At 67.7% G+C, this 13,464-nt stretch carries 21 protein-coding genes; 8 read left to right on the top strand and 13 right to left on the bottom strand.

Annotation, left to right across the window (positions count from 1 at the left end; all coding sequences use genetic code 11):
- The first annotated feature begins 159 nt into the window (after positions 1-159).
- Positions 160-534, top strand: coding sequence for a helix-turn-helix domain-containing protein (locus ACWFRB_RS21215; protein WP_452643235.1), 375 nt, complete (start codon positions 160-162; stop codon positions 532-534).
- Between the two features lie 15 nt (positions 535-549).
- On the opposite strand, the gene ACWFRB_RS21210 is transcribed toward ACWFRB_RS21215, so the two are convergent.
- Genes ACWFRB_RS21210 through ACWFRB_RS21195 form a run of 4 tightly spaced genes read right to left on the bottom strand, consistent with a single transcriptional unit; the run spans position 550 to position 2,662 of the window.
- Entirely contained in the window at positions 550-1,146 is a 597-nt protein-coding gene (locus ACWFRB_RS21210; protein ID WP_452643234.1) for an ATP-dependent Clp protease proteolytic subunit, read from the bottom strand.
- 2 nt (positions 1,147-1,148) lie between these two features.
- Positions 1,149-1,790: a ClpP family protease gene (locus tag ACWFRB_RS21205; protein WP_452643256.1), complete on the bottom strand. Its 642-nt coding sequence runs from the start codon at positions 1,788-1,790 to the stop codon at positions 1,149-1,151.
- A 34-nt stretch (positions 1,791-1,824) separates the two neighbouring features.
- Positions 1,825-2,412 carry a methyltransferase family protein gene (locus tag ACWFRB_RS21200; RefSeq protein WP_452643233.1) on the bottom strand — a complete coding sequence of 196 codons (588 nt, stop codon included), beginning with the start codon at positions 2,410-2,412 and terminating at the stop codon, positions 1,825-1,827.
- A gap of 37 nt (positions 2,413-2,449) precedes the next feature.
- Positions 2,450-2,662, bottom strand: coding sequence for a DUF4287 domain-containing protein (locus ACWFRB_RS21195; RefSeq protein WP_452643232.1), 213 nt, complete (start codon positions 2,660-2,662; stop codon positions 2,450-2,452).
- A gap of 76 nt (positions 2,663-2,738) precedes the next feature.
- On the opposite strand from ACWFRB_RS21195, the gene ACWFRB_RS21190 reads away from it, so the two are divergent.
- Both ACWFRB_RS21190 and ACWFRB_RS21185 read left to right on the top strand, forming a co-directional pair.
- A complete protein-coding gene (locus tag ACWFRB_RS21190; protein ID WP_077042503.1) occupies positions 2,739-3,065 on the top strand; it encodes an ArsR/SmtB family transcription factor in 327 nt (108 codons plus the stop codon).
- A gap of 2 nt (positions 3,066-3,067) precedes the next feature.
- Positions 3,068-3,550: an SRPBCC domain-containing protein gene (locus tag ACWFRB_RS21185; RefSeq protein WP_452643231.1), complete on the top strand. Its 483-nt coding sequence runs from the start codon at positions 3,068-3,070 to the stop codon at positions 3,548-3,550.
- 10 nt (positions 3,551-3,560) lie between these two features.
- Here ACWFRB_RS21185 and ACWFRB_RS21180 read toward each other — a convergent pair whose 3' ends face one another.
- Entirely contained in the window at positions 3,561-3,926 is a 366-nt protein-coding gene (locus ACWFRB_RS21180; RefSeq protein WP_452643230.1) for a VOC family protein, read from the bottom strand.
- 93 nt (positions 3,927-4,019) lie between these two features.
- On the opposite strand from ACWFRB_RS21180, the gene ACWFRB_RS21175 reads away from it, so the two are divergent.
- Positions 4,020-4,892: a cutinase family protein gene (locus tag ACWFRB_RS21175; protein WP_452643229.1), complete on the top strand. Its 873-nt coding sequence runs from the start codon at positions 4,020-4,022 to the stop codon at positions 4,890-4,892.
- A gap of 35 nt (positions 4,893-4,927) precedes the next feature.
- On the opposite strand, the gene ACWFRB_RS21170 is transcribed toward ACWFRB_RS21175, so the two are convergent.
- Positions 4,928-5,182 carry a hypothetical protein gene (locus ACWFRB_RS21170; protein WP_452643228.1) on the bottom strand — a complete coding sequence of 85 codons (255 nt, stop codon included), beginning with the start codon at positions 5,180-5,182 and terminating at the stop codon, positions 4,928-4,930.
- A gap of 158 nt (positions 5,183-5,340) precedes the next feature.
- Between ACWFRB_RS21170 and ACWFRB_RS21165 the strand changes: the two genes are divergently transcribed.
- A complete protein-coding gene (locus tag ACWFRB_RS21165; protein WP_452643227.1) occupies positions 5,341-5,763 on the top strand; it encodes a hypothetical protein in 423 nt (140 codons plus the stop codon).
- A 36-nt stretch (positions 5,764-5,799) separates the two neighbouring features.
- Here the strand turns inward: ACWFRB_RS21165 and ACWFRB_RS21160 are convergent, their stop codons facing one another.
- Genes ACWFRB_RS21160 through ACWFRB_RS21150 form a run of 3 tightly spaced genes read right to left on the bottom strand, consistent with a single transcriptional unit; the run spans position 5,800 to position 7,628 of the window.
- The gene (locus ACWFRB_RS21160) at positions 5,800-6,240 is read right to left on the bottom strand and encodes an SgcJ/EcaC family oxidoreductase (RefSeq protein WP_452643226.1); all 441 of its coding nucleotides are present in this window, start codon (positions 6,238-6,240) and stop codon (positions 5,800-5,802) included.
- 36 nt (positions 6,241-6,276) lie between these two features.
- The gene (locus ACWFRB_RS21155; protein WP_452643225.1) at positions 6,277-6,999 is read right to left on the bottom strand and encodes an SDR family NAD(P)-dependent oxidoreductase; all 723 of its coding nucleotides are present in this window, start codon (positions 6,997-6,999) and stop codon (positions 6,277-6,279) included.
- On the bottom strand, positions 6,996-7,628 hold the full coding sequence (locus ACWFRB_RS21150) for an SgcJ/EcaC family oxidoreductase (RefSeq protein ID WP_452643224.1): 633 nt from the start codon (positions 7,626-7,628) through the stop codon (positions 6,996-6,998). Before ACWFRB_RS21150 ends, ACWFRB_RS21155 begins: the two co-directional genes overlap by 4 nt.
- A gap of 157 nt (positions 7,629-7,785) precedes the next feature.
- Between ACWFRB_RS21150 and ACWFRB_RS21145 the strand changes: the two genes are divergently transcribed.
- The gene (locus ACWFRB_RS21145) at positions 7,786-8,190 is read left to right on the top strand and encodes a MarR family winged helix-turn-helix transcriptional regulator (protein ID WP_452643223.1); all 405 of its coding nucleotides are present in this window, start codon (positions 7,786-7,788) and stop codon (positions 8,188-8,190) included.
- A gap of 202 nt (positions 8,191-8,392) precedes the next feature.
- Here ACWFRB_RS21145 and ACWFRB_RS21140 read toward each other — a convergent pair whose 3' ends face one another.
- From ACWFRB_RS21140 to ACWFRB_RS21130, 3 genes are all read right to left on the bottom strand, one after another.
- Entirely contained in the window at positions 8,393-8,845 is a 453-nt protein-coding gene (locus tag ACWFRB_RS21140) for a hypothetical protein (RefSeq protein WP_452643222.1), read from the bottom strand.
- A gap of 71 nt (positions 8,846-8,916) precedes the next feature.
- On the bottom strand, positions 8,917-9,414 hold the full coding sequence (locus tag ACWFRB_RS21135; RefSeq protein WP_452643221.1) for an ImmA/IrrE family metallo-endopeptidase: 498 nt from the start codon (positions 9,412-9,414) through the stop codon (positions 8,917-8,919).
- Between the two features lie 202 nt (positions 9,415-9,616).
- Positions 9,617-11,287 carry an alkaline phosphatase D family protein gene (locus ACWFRB_RS21130; protein WP_452643220.1) on the bottom strand — a complete coding sequence of 557 codons (1,671 nt, stop codon included), beginning with the start codon at positions 11,285-11,287 and terminating at the stop codon, positions 9,617-9,619.
- Positions 11,288-11,527: 240 nt separating this feature from the next.
- Here ACWFRB_RS21130 and ACWFRB_RS21125 point away from each other — a divergent pair, with 240 nt between their 5' ends.
- Positions 11,528-11,662, top strand: a complete 135-nt coding sequence (locus ACWFRB_RS21125; RefSeq protein WP_452643219.1) for a hypothetical protein — start codon at positions 11,528-11,530, stop codon at positions 11,660-11,662.
- Between the two features lie 148 nt (positions 11,663-11,810).
- On the opposite strand, the gene ACWFRB_RS21120 is transcribed toward ACWFRB_RS21125, so the two are convergent.
- Entirely contained in the window at positions 11,811-12,632 is an 822-nt protein-coding gene (locus tag ACWFRB_RS21120; protein ID WP_452643218.1) for a thioesterase family protein, read from the bottom strand.
- A 136-nt stretch (positions 12,633-12,768) separates the two neighbouring features.
- Here ACWFRB_RS21120 and ACWFRB_RS21115 point away from each other — a divergent pair, with 136 nt between their 5' ends.
- Complete coding sequence (locus tag ACWFRB_RS21115; RefSeq protein ID WP_452643217.1) at positions 12,769-13,398, top strand: TetR/AcrR family transcriptional regulator; 630 nt, start codon at positions 12,769-12,771, stop codon at positions 13,396-13,398.
- Positions 13,399-13,464: the final 66 nt, after the last annotated feature.

Genomic DNA, 13,464 nt, shown 5'->3' with positions numbered 1-13,464 from the left:
TCCGTTTCCGTTGCGCCCGACGGCCGGGCTCTCGCCGAATTGTCCACCCGGGAACGGACGGTCGCCACCGAACCACGCGCGACGCCCGAGCGCGTCGCCGGGTCAGCCCTCAGCGAACAACCGCGCCTGTCGCCGCGGACCGGTGGCAGGCTTGCGGTCATGACAGCTGCGGATCGGCCGGTCGTCGTCGACATCGCCACCAGGCGACGCGAAGGCCGACGCCCCGACCGCGGCGACGGGCCCGCTCCCCTGCTGCGGAAGGTCTACGGCGAGATCCTGCGCGACGAGCGCCGCGATCAGGACCGCACCCTCGACGACGTGGCACGCAAAGTTGGCATGTCCAAGCAGTACCTGTCCGAGATGGAGCGCGGACGCAAGGAGCCGTCGTCGGAGATGCTGCGCTCGGTGTGCGACGCGCTCGGCCTGCCGCTGGAAAACCTGCTGGCCCGGGGTGTGCGGCGACTGTCGGCCCCGCGGCGCATCGGTCAGCACGGGGTGACCGGTGCGCCGCGGGTGGAGCTGATGGCCGCCTGATCGGCGCCGCCGTTCTTACGCCGCGTCCCTCGAGACGATGATCTGGTCCGCGAGGCCGTACTCGAGCGCCTCCTTGGCGGTGAAGATCCGGTCGCGATCGGTGTCCTTGCGCAGTCGTGTCACGTCCTGGCCGGTGTGCGCGCTCAGGATCTCCTCGGTCTGCGACCGGACCCGCAGCACCTCCGCGGCCTGCAGGGCGAGATCGGAGATGGTGCCCTGACCCTGCGCGGACGGTTGATGCAACAGCACCCGCGAATGCGCGAGCACGTGCCTGCGCCCCGGCGCGCCCGCGGCGAGCAGCACCGCCGAGGCCGACGCCGCCTGACCCATGCAATAGGTGGCGACCGTGGGGCGCAGGAACTGCATGGTGTCGTAGATGGCGAGCATCGCGGTGGTCGAGCCGCCCGGCGAGTTGATGTACAGGCCGATCTCCCGATCCGGCGCATCCGCCTCGAGGTGCAGCAGTTGCGCCATCACCACGTTCGCAACACCGTCGTCGATCTCGGTGCCCAGGAAGATGATCCGTTCGTTGAGCAGTCGGCTGAACACGTCGAAGGAACGCTCGCCCGCAGGGGTCCGCTCGATGACGCTGGGAATCGCGTACTGCGCCATGACTACAGCCCCATCCGTCGTGCGGTCGCGAACGGCGCGATCTGTGCGAACGATCCGACCACGTGATCGACGATCCCGTACTCGCGTGCCTGCTCGGGGGTGAACCAGCGGTCCCGGTCGCTGTCCGCGGCGATCTCCTCGACCGTGCGGCCGGTCTCGGCCGCCAGGATCTCCTCAGACTGCCGCTTCATGTACTCCCAGTTGTCGGCCTGGATGGCGATGTCGATCGCCGTGCCGCCGATGCCGGCCGACGGCTGGTGCATCATGATCCTGCTGTGCGCGAGGCTTATTCGCTTCCCGTGGGTGCCGGAGGCGAGCAGCACCTGGCCCATGCTCGCGGCGAACCCAAGGGCGACGGTCACCACGTCGTTGGGGATCAGCTTCATGGTGTCGTAGATGGCGAGCCCGGCCAGCACGGAGCCGCCGGGTGAGTTGATGTAGACGACGACGTCACGCTCGGCGTCGGCCGTGGCGAGCAGCACCATCTCGGCGCAGGCCCGCTCGGCCATCTCGTCGTTCACCTCACCGGTCAGCATCACGGTGCGCTGCCGGAACAGTCGGTCGGTGAGTTGGTCTCGGTAGGTCAGGGCTGGTGTCGCGGTCATGTGTTCCGTTGTATCCGCTTGGCGCGGTGGCGAATCGATTTGTCTGCCGAGGGCAGACGGATCCGGTCGGGGCCTAGAACACGAACGGGATCAGCCGCTTGGTCCGGCGCATGTACTGCCGGTAGGGCTCACCGAGACCCTCGGCCAGCGTCCGCTCCTCGTGCGGGATCCGCACCACGTAACCGAGCACCAGCCCGAGCACCGCGAGGGGGGCGAGCCAGTTGGTGTACGCGATGGTGAACCCCAGTGCGCAGATCAGCGCGCCGGTGTACGACGGGTGCCGGATCCACCGGTACAGGCCGGTGTCCACCACCGTCTGACCGGGCGCGACCTGGACCTTGAACGTGAAGGCGGCCCCGAGTTCGTACACCGCACGCAGGCGCATGCCCTGACCTGTGGCCGCGATCGCCAGGCCCGCAACGAAATACCAGACCGCGCCCGTGGTGATCACCGTCGACGTGACGAGCAGGCTGATCGCCAGCCCGCCGGCGTAGGCGGCCAGCAGCCCCAGCCCGACCGCGAGCCCGCTGCGCGCATCCTGATCCCGCTCGGCGCTACCGGGCCGGGTACGTCCGATCCAGAACTCCGAGAGCACAAACGCCGTGAACGCCGCCGCGAGGATGGCTCCGGCGGCGGGGTCGGACGCGAACAGCGGGAGCACGGCGCCGCCTCCTCGGTCCGTCGCGTCCGCGGCCGATCTAGCCGGCCGCGTCCTCGTCCAGGGTGTGCTTGACCAGGGCGTTGGCGTGCCCGTGCCCCATCCCGTACTCGGCCTTGAGCCAGTCGACGAGTTCTTTGTGCTTGGTCAGGTCCGAGGACCGGATCATGTTCTGCCACTCCGCGATCGGTCGGCCGTACTTCTGCTCGATCGAGGGGAAGTAAGACGCCGGACCCTTCACTGCTTCAGTCATGAAAGGGACGCTACCGCCCAGAGTCTCGTCATTCCGTCCATTGACACCGTCCGACCCGCAGTCGATACTGAACTAGATGGTTCAGCATTCACGGCTCGACGCCTCGTTCGCGGCGCTCTCGGATCCCACCCGGCGCGGGATCCTCGAACACCTCGGCCGGACGGACGCCACGGTCAGCGAGCTGGCGGAGCGCTTCGAGATGACCCTCACCGGCATCACGAAGCACCTGCGCCTCCTCGAGGACGCGGGCATGGTCGTGACCGAGAAACGCGGCCGCGTGCGGCACTGCCGACTCGGCACGAACCCGTTCGACCGCGAGCTCGCCTGGATCCGGGGTCACCAACTCGAGATCGAGGGCCGCCTGGACCGTCTCGGACAGTTCCTCAACCGCATGGAGGAGTAACGATGACCACGCAACACACCCCCGCCGCGACCGTATCCACCCCCGGCGACAGGGACATTCACGTCGAGCGCATCTTCAACGCCACCCGCGATCGGGTCTGGGCCGCATACACCGAACCGGAGCTACTCGCCCAGTGGTGGGGTCGCGGAAACCCGCTCGACGTCGAGCGCTGGGAATTCGAGCGGGGCGGCCACTGGCGGTTCGTCGAGCACCACGAGGGCGGCACCGACGGCTTCGAGGGGCGGTTCCGGGAGATCACCCCGAAGGAGCGGATCGTCTACTCCTTCGAGTGGGACGGCATGCCCGCGCACGTGTGCATCGATTCCGTCGAGTTCATCGACCTCGGCGACGGCCGCACCAGGGTCGTCATCGACAGCCAGTACTTCACCGCCGCCGAACGCGACGGCATGCTGCAGTCCGGCATGGAGGACGGCATGAACGCCAGCTACGCGGCGCTGGACGCGCTGCTCGCGAAGGCAGGCTGAACGTCGCCGCTCAGTCGTTGAGGCAGAGGCAGAAGTAGTGCCCGGCCGGATCCCGGAACACCGCGAAGTCCGGGTGGTCTGCCGGTCCCTCGACGAGCTCCGCGCCCAACCCGAGCACCCACCTCGTGGAGGCATCCATGTCGTCGATCCGCAGATCCAGGTGCACCCGCACGCCCTGCGCCGGCCAGTCGGCCGGGACGAAGTCGGGCGCGAGCTGGAACGCCAGCCGGAGGGTGCCCGGCCCCTGCAGGACCACCCAGTGGTCGTCCGACCGCGTGACCTCCCAGCCGAGCACCGCGCCGTAGAAGGCGGCCAACGCGCCCGGATCGGGACAGTCCAGGACGGTGTATTCCATACCGATGGCGGGACGGGTCATGGCCTCGACCCTAAGCCGCGCCGGACCCCGATTGCCAGGATCTTCTCAGGCGTCCCTGAACAGATCCTTACCCGCCGAGGGCATCGTGGACTCATGTCGCAGATAACCGTCCTCGCCGTCGGTGGCACCGGCGAGTCGCACCCCGATGACCGCCGCACCGAGGTGTCCGGGCTGCTGCGCGAGGTCACCGACACGCTCGACGGCCGCTTCGTCGCCCATTGGGTCGGCTACCCCGCCTCCTACGGCCCCGTCGCGGTCGGTGGGCTCAGCTACCGGCAGAGCACCGCCGTCGGCGTGCGCAGGGTGATCGAGGCGGTCGCGGAGACCGACGGCCCGGTGATGCTGATCGGCTACTCGCAGGGCTGCACGGTCATCCGCGAGGTGCTGGGGCACATCGCCGCGGGACGCCTGGCCGCGGACGGCATCGCCGCGGTCGGGCTGATCTCCGATCCCGAGCAGCCGGACGGCGCCGTGCCGGACTGCCGCGGGCACGGCGTCGCCGGGCCGGGGCCCGCGATGCCGGACTCGATCCCGGTCCTGTGGGTCGGGCACCCCGAGGACATGATCTGCAACGCCAGCGACGACAGCTACGTGCGCGACATCGCGGACCTCACGCGCTGGATGTCACTCCGGGAACCCCGCACCTGGCTGGGAAAACTCTGGGAACTGCTCCGAGACAACAGCTTCCAGAATGCGGCCAAGACCCGGGTGAGCATCCGGCAGTGGCGCACCGACCTGCGGCGACTGCGCACCGCCGCGGTCGAGGTGCTCGGCTACCTGCCCGCACGGCTGACCTGGGGCCGCGTGCGGATGAGCAATCCGCGGGGCGGCCGGCACGTCGCATACGCCACCGAACCACTCGACGCGGCCGGGCTGACCGGATGCCAGGTGCTGGCGCAGTGGATCCAGGTGCAGGCGACGTTCGGGGCCCGGTACACGCGCCGCAGGCCGATGCTGGCCGCCTGAGCACGACGAGCGCTCACCGCGCTGTTGGATCTGGGTCAGGCGGGCTCGGGCGCGAGGTCGTCGGCGTCGGGGAACCGCTTCAGCAGCCTGGCGATCATTCGGTGCATCTCGTACATGCGTCGATCCAGCGCCCCTGCCCTGACGAGCAGTTCGGCCTGGCGGTCGAGGTTGCCGGAGCGCCGGGCGAGGACCGCGTCAGCCTCGGCCGATTCGATGCCTGCTGCCAGGTCTTCGACCTCCCGACGGAGCATGACCAGGAACATCCGAGCCTGCGCTTGCTGCATCGGCATCGATCGGGACCTTCCTCACGCTTGCGGCGCGGCCCAGTGCGGCCTCACGGCAGTCTCTCCGGACACTCCGGCCCCGTCAACATGCGGACCGTCCAGTACGCGCGCGATACGCTGGGCTTTGTTCGGGCCGGGCCCTCTAGCGTCGCAGGAGATCTGTTGTGAAACTCGCTCGTACGCTCGGTATGTGTGCCGTCTCTGTCGCCGCGTTGGGGTTGTCGACCGCGGGGGTTGCGGCGGCGGCTCCGGTGACCGTTCCGTTTCAGATCAATCCGGCCCCGTACGGGAATCCGAACGGGAGCTTCGACGCGTTTCCGGCACGGTGTGCGGCGGTGGTCGGTGGCCAGCCAGGAGCTGTGGTGATCACCGGCGGGAATCCCGGAGGCTGGGGCTGCCCGCTCTCCTCGCAGGTGCAGTGGATGAACCTGTCGACCGGCACGACCGGCTCCGCCTACCTGTCGGATGGTTTGAACGGGATCCCGGCGGGGGCGACGGTGAACACCGGGGTCGGGCAGGTCGTCGTGGTCCTCAATCCGGTGGCCGGGATCGTCACTCCGGGTTTCGCCACGTTCTACGTGCCGTGACGGCACCCGGCACCGATCCCGGTGCGATGCGGGCCGTCAGTGTGCGGCCGGCCGGGTGGCGGGCTGGAACTTGAAGGACACCGCCTCCATCAGCGGCTTGTGCTGGGTCTTCTGCACTGCCGCAATGCGCCACTGACCATCGGCGTCACGAATGACGGTGTAGGTCGCGAGCTTTCCCAGCTTCTTCGGCGCGCCCTTCGAGGATTCGCCTCGGGTCACGACTACAGCCGTATCGGTGCCGTAGCGGCGGACCTCCAGGATGTCGACGGCGAGGCGGGTGCCCTTCAGGAAGCTGTCGAACAGCGCCTGATGGGCCCGGCCGATCTCGCCGCCACCGCGGTAGACGGTGCCGACGTAGGTGACATCGGTGGCGTCGGCGGTGAAGCAGGCGCCATAGGCGGCCCCGTCGCCCCGGTTCCAGGCGTCCTGGCTGAGCTCGATCAGTGCACGGATGGCGGTGGTGTCGGTGGTGTTCATCGTGAGGCCCTTTCGAATCGTTGGCGTGAGTGCATTTCAGGTCGACGCAAGGAAGGACAGTGCCGTGCGCCGAGGCAGCAGTCGCAGCGCGGCGGTGAACAGCCGGTTGGCGCGACTGGTGAGCACGACGGGCCCAGCGTTGCCGGACAGGGCTTTCCGTGCACTGCCCGCCACCTGCTGCGGCGACTGGATCAGCCAGGACGGCACGTCAGCGGCAGTCTGCGAAGAGGTGGCGGTGACGCCCGGACACAGGGCCAGAACCTGGACGCCACGCGGCTTCTGTTCGTGCCACAGTGTTTCGGAGAACGTCGTGACGAAAGCCTTCGAGGCGCTGTAGACGCTCATGCCGGGCTTCGGAGTGTGCCCGAGCGTGGAGGATACGTTCACCAGCACACTGCCGGTAGGAGCGACGGCGAGGAAAGCATGCGCCAGCACCACCACGGCCCGGCAGTTGAGATCCAGCGTGGTGAGCGCGGATTCGAGCGGAAGGTCGGCGAAGCCGCCATGCGTGGCAGCTCCGGCATTGTTCACCAGCAGCGAGTATCCGCTGCCGCGAAGCATGTCCGCCGTGACACGGAGCCCGTCCTCGGTGGCGAGGTCCGCGACGAGGAATTGGTGGCCGTCGCCGAGTTCGGCCATCAGCGCTTCGAGCCTCTGGCCGTCTCTCGCCACGGCCGTGACCGAGTAGCCCGCCGACGCGAGCGATATCGCGAAGGCCCGACCGATGCCTGCGCTCGCACCGGTCACCAGCGCCTTCATCGCTCCGCCTGCGGCTTGGTCTCCGGGTCGAAGAGGTACGAGATTCGTTCCATCACCCGCTGCCGCTGCGTGTTGTGGAAGCTGGCGATCCGCCACTGTCCGTCCAGTTCGCGAACCAGCGTGTAGGTCTGGGTCTTGGACAGCTCGTCCGGACGGTCGTTCTCGTAGCGGTCGCCACGGCTGGTGACGATGGCCACGTTGCCGCCATAGAAGCGGGCGCCGAGATAGGAGTCCGCGAGCTTGGTGTCCTTCAGGAATCCGGCGAACAGGGCGCGATGCGCCGCAGTCAGATCGCCGCGGCCTTGGTAGTGGGTGCCGATGAAGGTGGTGTAGCTCGCGTTCTCGGTGAACACCGCGCCGTAGGCGTCGGCGTCATTGCGGTCCCACGCCGCAGTCATGGCACTCAAGGTCGCGCACACCCCCAGCAGGTCGGAGTTGGAACCGCCGTCGGGGGTGACCGTCGTGCACTCGGCAACGCCGGCGTTTTTGACCTCGGAGGTCTGGTTCAGCCACAGATAGCCGCCGGCGGCCGTCACTCCGAGCGCGAGGGTGGCCCCGCCGAGCGCCCGAACAATGGTGCGGCGACGCGACCTGCCCGACGTGGTCGGTTCCGTATCGACGATGGTCATAGCAAGAGCCCTCCGTGTTATTCTCTGCTTAGAAGATTTATCTTCTCTGGCGATTTCTCTTCGTTAAGGAAGAGACTATGAGAGAGGGCCACCCTTGTCAACACCTCGGCACGCAAGCGATCCGAGCGCCGTCTTCCGTCGGTATCTGAGTTCCGTTGTGCTGCATGCTCAAGCGGGCGCGAAGGCCGTCGACCTGGGCGCGACCGACCTGTACGCACTGAACATCCTCGAACTGAACGGCGCCATGACGCCCGGCGAACTCGGCGGGCGCACGGGCCTGACCACCGGCCCCACCACCCGGCTCATCGATCGCCTCGAACAGGCGGGCTACGTACGCCGGGCCGCCGACCCCGGCGACCGACGCAAGGTCATCGTCGAACCGATCAGCTCACCCGCCGACCTCGACAAAGTGCTGACCCCGGCCCGGCGCAGGATCGGCGACATCATCGCGAGTTACACCCCGCAACAGCGCGAACTGCTCTTCGACTACTTCGCCCGCGCGTCCGAGGCATTCCAGCAGTCGGTCGACGAAATCGCCGAGCACGACCGAAGCGCCGATTGACCCGGCAGCAGAAACCCTTGTGGTCGAACACATGTTCGACCAGACTTCGAACATGGATCTCGACGAGATGCTCACCGCACCACAGGATGTGGCCGCGTGGCAGCTCGCCGACACCGAACTCCTGCGCAACCAACTCCCCTTCGCCGCATAAGGCGAAACCCACAGGGCGACTCCGATGGTCCGGGGCCGTGGTGGAGCATTGCTACTCGGCCTTCGACGCCGAACCGCCTCCGTTCCCGTTCTTCACCGGGAACAAACTGCGTGCGATAACCAGCAAGATGCCGATCACCTCGATCACCGACGCCGCCAGCCACGCGGTCATCACCTGAGAATTGGCATCGGCCCTGTTCGAGAAGATGTACACGCCGAAGAAGATGTTCGAGGCGACAAGCTGCGCGCCCACGAAGGCAATCGCCCAGTACGCGAGGCGCTTACGCAGACGGATGTCCTGTTGCCGGTTCTCCGCCTTCAACGTCTGGATGCGCAGCTTCTGGGCCTCCAGGGCGGTCCGGGTGTCCTGCTCCGCATCGGAGCTCTCACTCGTGTCGCCGTCGGGAGCCTCACCCCCGGGTCGGCGAGCAGGCATGGCCCGCTTCGCCTCGCCTTCCAGCTCTTCGGCACGCTGGAGCTTCTCGAGTACGGACGCCTGCCACACGCGGGCGGTCTCGGCCTCTCCCGACAACTGTGTCGTTGCGACGCTCCCCGACAGGCCGCCTACCTCCGTGCTCATTTCAGCAGGCCCAGGTTGGCGAGCCGATAGTTCATCGCCGGGGTCGAGACATTGAATTTTCTCCGGAGTTCGTCGACGGATGATCCCTTCGCCCACCACTTCTTGGCGATGGCAGCAGGCATCAGCAGTTCAGCGGCGAAGCTGTTCGCCCAGACCTCATGGGGATCCGCCCCAGCCGACGCGAGTTCGGCGCGCTCATCGACGAACCCCATCGGCTCCTTGTCCCCCTGCCGCTGCGCAAAGTGCCCCAACTCATGGGCGACGGTGAACCGCTGTCGAACGGGACTGTCCGACTTGTTCACATAGATTTCGACCGGGCCCGCATGCTCCTCCCGCACGATGAAGCCGGCCAGCGAATCGTCGAGGTGCACTCGGCGAACATCGATGCCAAGGCTTTTCGCGATCTCGAACGGGTTGACCGGAAAGTGGATGACGTTGTCCCCGTCGTTCCAGTGGTTGATGCGCATCCGTCGCGCCTCGGATTTCGGATTCACCGACTCACCCCTCTCGACCCGCCGCAGATACAGCGCACCTCGCCGAGCAAGTATGCCCGGCAGAACACCGCAGGGCTCGGCCGGCCAGACGGCTGCACCGGCCTTCAATGAAAAGTCGCCCCTCACCCGAATACGGGTGAGGGGCGACCTGGATACACCGCTCCGCTACGTGTGCCGGCGGTTCATGTGATCTGGCTACAGATCACAGGGTCTCGATCACCGACTGTCCGGCCGGGGTGCGCAGCGCCTTCGTCGTCTCCACGCCCGAGTTCGGATTCAGCTTGTCGACGGTCCGGAACTGGAAGCGCGCCTCGGACGCGTCGACCTCGAGAACCCCGTAGCCGTGATCGACCATGTTGGCGTGCCGCAGGTGCGGGTTCTTGGCGCGCCTGCTCACCTCTTCGGCCCGCGCCGCGCCCGTGTCACTGCTACCGGTGGCGCCGCCATCCCCGGTGTTGGCGGAGGTGACCGACGGGACGACGAACTCGACGCCCGCGCGCCGGGTGCCGGGCGCGTTCACCTGGGCACCGGTCGACGTGCCCGGCGCGAACCCGGTGTCCCACAGCTCGCCCGCCCAGCCGTCGTGGTCGTCACCGGTCACCAGGACCAGGTTCTCCACCGATTGGGCCGCGGTGGACAGGATCTCGGTTCTCTCGGCGCCATAGCCGTCCCAGGTGTCCATGTAGGCGCGGGCGCCGTCGTCCTCCACCACCATGCCCATCATCATGTTGGCATTCGCGATCACCTTCCAGCGGGCGTCGGATTGCGTCATGCCGTTGAGCAGCCATTGCTTCTGCGCCGCGCCGAGCATGGTCCGGCTCGGCGCATCGGCCTCGGCGCAGACGACGAGTTCGGCGTCGCCGCAGGCCTGCTTGTCGCGGTACTGGCGGGTGTCCGGCGCGAACAGCTCCACCGTCCGACCCACCCGCAGCGAGCGGTAGGTGCGCGTCGGGTCATTGGCGAAACGGGGAACCGGCATGTGCTCGAACCACGACTGCCACGCCCACTGCTTCTTCTGCTGGAACCCGACCGCCGCGTCGAGGTCCGAGACCACCGGGAAAGTCCAGCCGTCCTTGCTGTAGTTGTTGCGGAACTCGTGGTCGTCCCAGATCGGGATGAACGCGTGCTGGCTGTGCATCATCCGCAGATCCGCGTCGGTGCGGTACTGGCGGTACTTGTCCCGCATGGCGTCGATGGTCTGCGGGAACGCATTGGTCGCGACACCACGGACGCCCGGCTTGGTGAACTCGTATACGTAGTCGCCAAGGCACACGACGAAGTCGAGGTCCTCCGCGGCGAGATGCCGGTGCGCCGCGTAGTAGCCCTCCTCGAAGCCCTGGCAGGTGAACCAGCCGATGCGGACCGGCTCGTTCGAATCGGCGGGCCGCAGCGTCTTGAAACGACCGACCGGCGACTCGCCCCCGTTGCCGCGGAACTGGTAGTAGTAGGCCTCCCCCGGAGCCAATCCGTTCACATCGAAATGCACCGTGCCATCGGCATCTTCACGTACCTGAACCCGTTCGGCGAGCACCGGGCTGGACAGGTCCTCCCGCTTCGAGACCACCAACGCCAATTCGCCGCCCGAGGCGCTGCTGCTGCCGAGGCTGCCCGTCCCGATGCTGCCGGTACTGACGCTGCCGGTTCCCCCCGCCGCGCCGACGCGCGTCCACAATGTCGCGCCGTCGGTGCGCGGCACCCCGGCCATCACGCCGTTGCCGAACTCGGGGTTGCGGATCAGTCCCGCCCCGCCGTCGGGGGCCTGGCGCAGGACGGGGGTGGCGTTCGCGGCGGCGGGCAGCAGGCTCGCACCACCGAGTACGGACAGGCCGGCCAGAAAGGCGCGACGGGAGACATTGGTGGGCGGAAAGGACACAAGCCACCTCAGGTGCGGTAGGGACAAATTCCAGATGACCCTAGACGTCCACGATCTGTTCCGCAGTTGTTTCCCCGCTGTTCACCGAATGGCCTCGATCCGCCCAGGAGAAGTGGGCGTTGGGCAAATGCTCAACACCGGGATTCGCCCTCGGACCCGGCCTGCTGCCGGTAATCTCGGCCCGCGCGATGGCGATACCGTTGCGAGAGATCGGTTCGACATGACATGAGGAGTGGGGACATGGGTTCGATCGAGATCATGAATTGGCTTCAGGCGGGGGCGAGTGCCGGAGATCCGATCAGGGGGCCGCTCTACGTCGCGGCGTTCGTCATCGGCGGACTGTACAGCGTGCTCTTCGAGGGTGCCGTGATCTGACGGACCTGCGAGGGTGCGTCACGCCATGTGGTTTGGCGTAAGCCTCCGAGCTGAGAATGGCCCCGCCTCAGGCGGGGCCTTTCTCGTTCGTCCCCCGGGAATGATCGATACCCGGGGCTGCGAACCGCACGTTTCGAGGCCTGGCGCCCTAACTCGTCAGAACCGCGGCTTCCGGCAGCGGCCGGACGGTGAGGATCTGCTGCGCGCAGCCCACGGGACCGTGGACGTCGTGCAGGATCGTGCTCGTCAGCCCCTGCCCCGTCGAGCCGAAGGTGACGGTGGTGTCGAGCCCGGTCCACTCGCCCTCGGGCTGGCGGTACAGGTGGATGGTCAGGTCCAGGTTCGGGAACATCCACTTGGCTGGGTCCTCTAGCACTCCGATGCCGTTCGCGGTATCGACCAGGGCAAGGAATGAGGCCAGGCTGCCGGTCCGCTCGCCCACCACCAGATTCACTGATGTCGACGCCCAGGCCGTGGCGCGTCCCGCACTCGGCATGCCGACCTGCCGGATGTCGAGCGAAGCGATGTAGCCGCCGGGCCACAACGAGCCCATCGGCCATGGCGAGGCGGACTCGGGGCCCGGCAGCGTGGCAGGTTCTCCCCCGGCTACGACGGCGGTGTCGAGGTCGGCCAGATACCAGGCCCTGGCGGTGACCACGGCCCGGCCCGCGATGACCACGGTGGCCTGGACCAATTCGATGGTCCGGCCGGGCCGCACGGTCTCGACGTGGACGTCGAACTCCTCGAGCGCGATGCGGCCGAGGATGTCGAAACTGATGCGCCCCATCGGCAGCGCGGGACGCCCCTCGCTCGCTCGCGTCCTCTCGATCTCGTGGACGACCAACCCGGCCACCGGGCTGAAGTGCTGCTCGTCGGCCGCCCACGCACCGCTCGCGTGCGGGGTCGGGACGAACCGATGGTCCGAAACCCGCTCGAAGTAGCCGGCCCCGTGTCCTGTCGCCTCGATCATCGGACGCACCTTTCGCCATTTATCGACTCTAGGGTCGAACTTTAACCCATGGAGTCGAAAGACCGCCTCCACGGTTGCCAAATGGCCCGACATCGCGGCGGAAGGTCCGGCCCCGGACGCCCGATATGATTTGCCGATGACTTCGACCGTGGACGGAGAGCCCGCCGCTCCGGCCGGGCGGGCCGCCCGCCGTCGCGATCGCCGCAAGGCGGAGATGATCTCCGCCGCGCTCGAGATCCTCGCCGGCAGCGGATACCAGGGCATGCGTTTCGAGGATGTGGCCGAGCGCACCGATATCGCGAAAGCGACTCTGTACCACTATTTTCCGAGCAAGGATGCACTGGTCGCCGAGGCCTTGGAGAAGCTCACCACCGACGTTCTGACCAGCCTGGGCGAGGCGCTCGACGGGGCCACTGACCGATCCGCGGCCGACCAGCTGCGCACCCTGATCGCCGAGCAGCTACACATCCTCACCGTGCGCTACCCCGAGGTCGGGAAGGTGTTCTCGTTCCCCGCACCGTGGCCACCGGACCACGGCGAGCTGATCAAGGCGATGCGCCGTCGCCACGACCAGCTCTTCCGCAGCGTCGTCGACCTCGGTGTCGACGCGGGCGAGTTCGACTGCCCCGACCCGTCCGTGGCCCTGCACTGCCTGCACGGCATCCTCAACCACGCCTCGATCTGGCTGCGCCCCGAGGCCGACCCCGACGGGCGGTCCCGCGACGCCGTGGTCGAGGAGTCCATGCGCCTGTTCGTGCGCGCCTGAGCACGCATCCGACACGACGAACGGGCGGTTCCCGGGAAACGCGCTCGGCGTTTGCTCCGGGAACCG

The sequence above is a fragment of the Rhodococcus sp. NPDC055112 genome (assembly GCF_053607505.1).
This window is presented reverse-complemented; position numbering and strand designations above follow the sequence as displayed.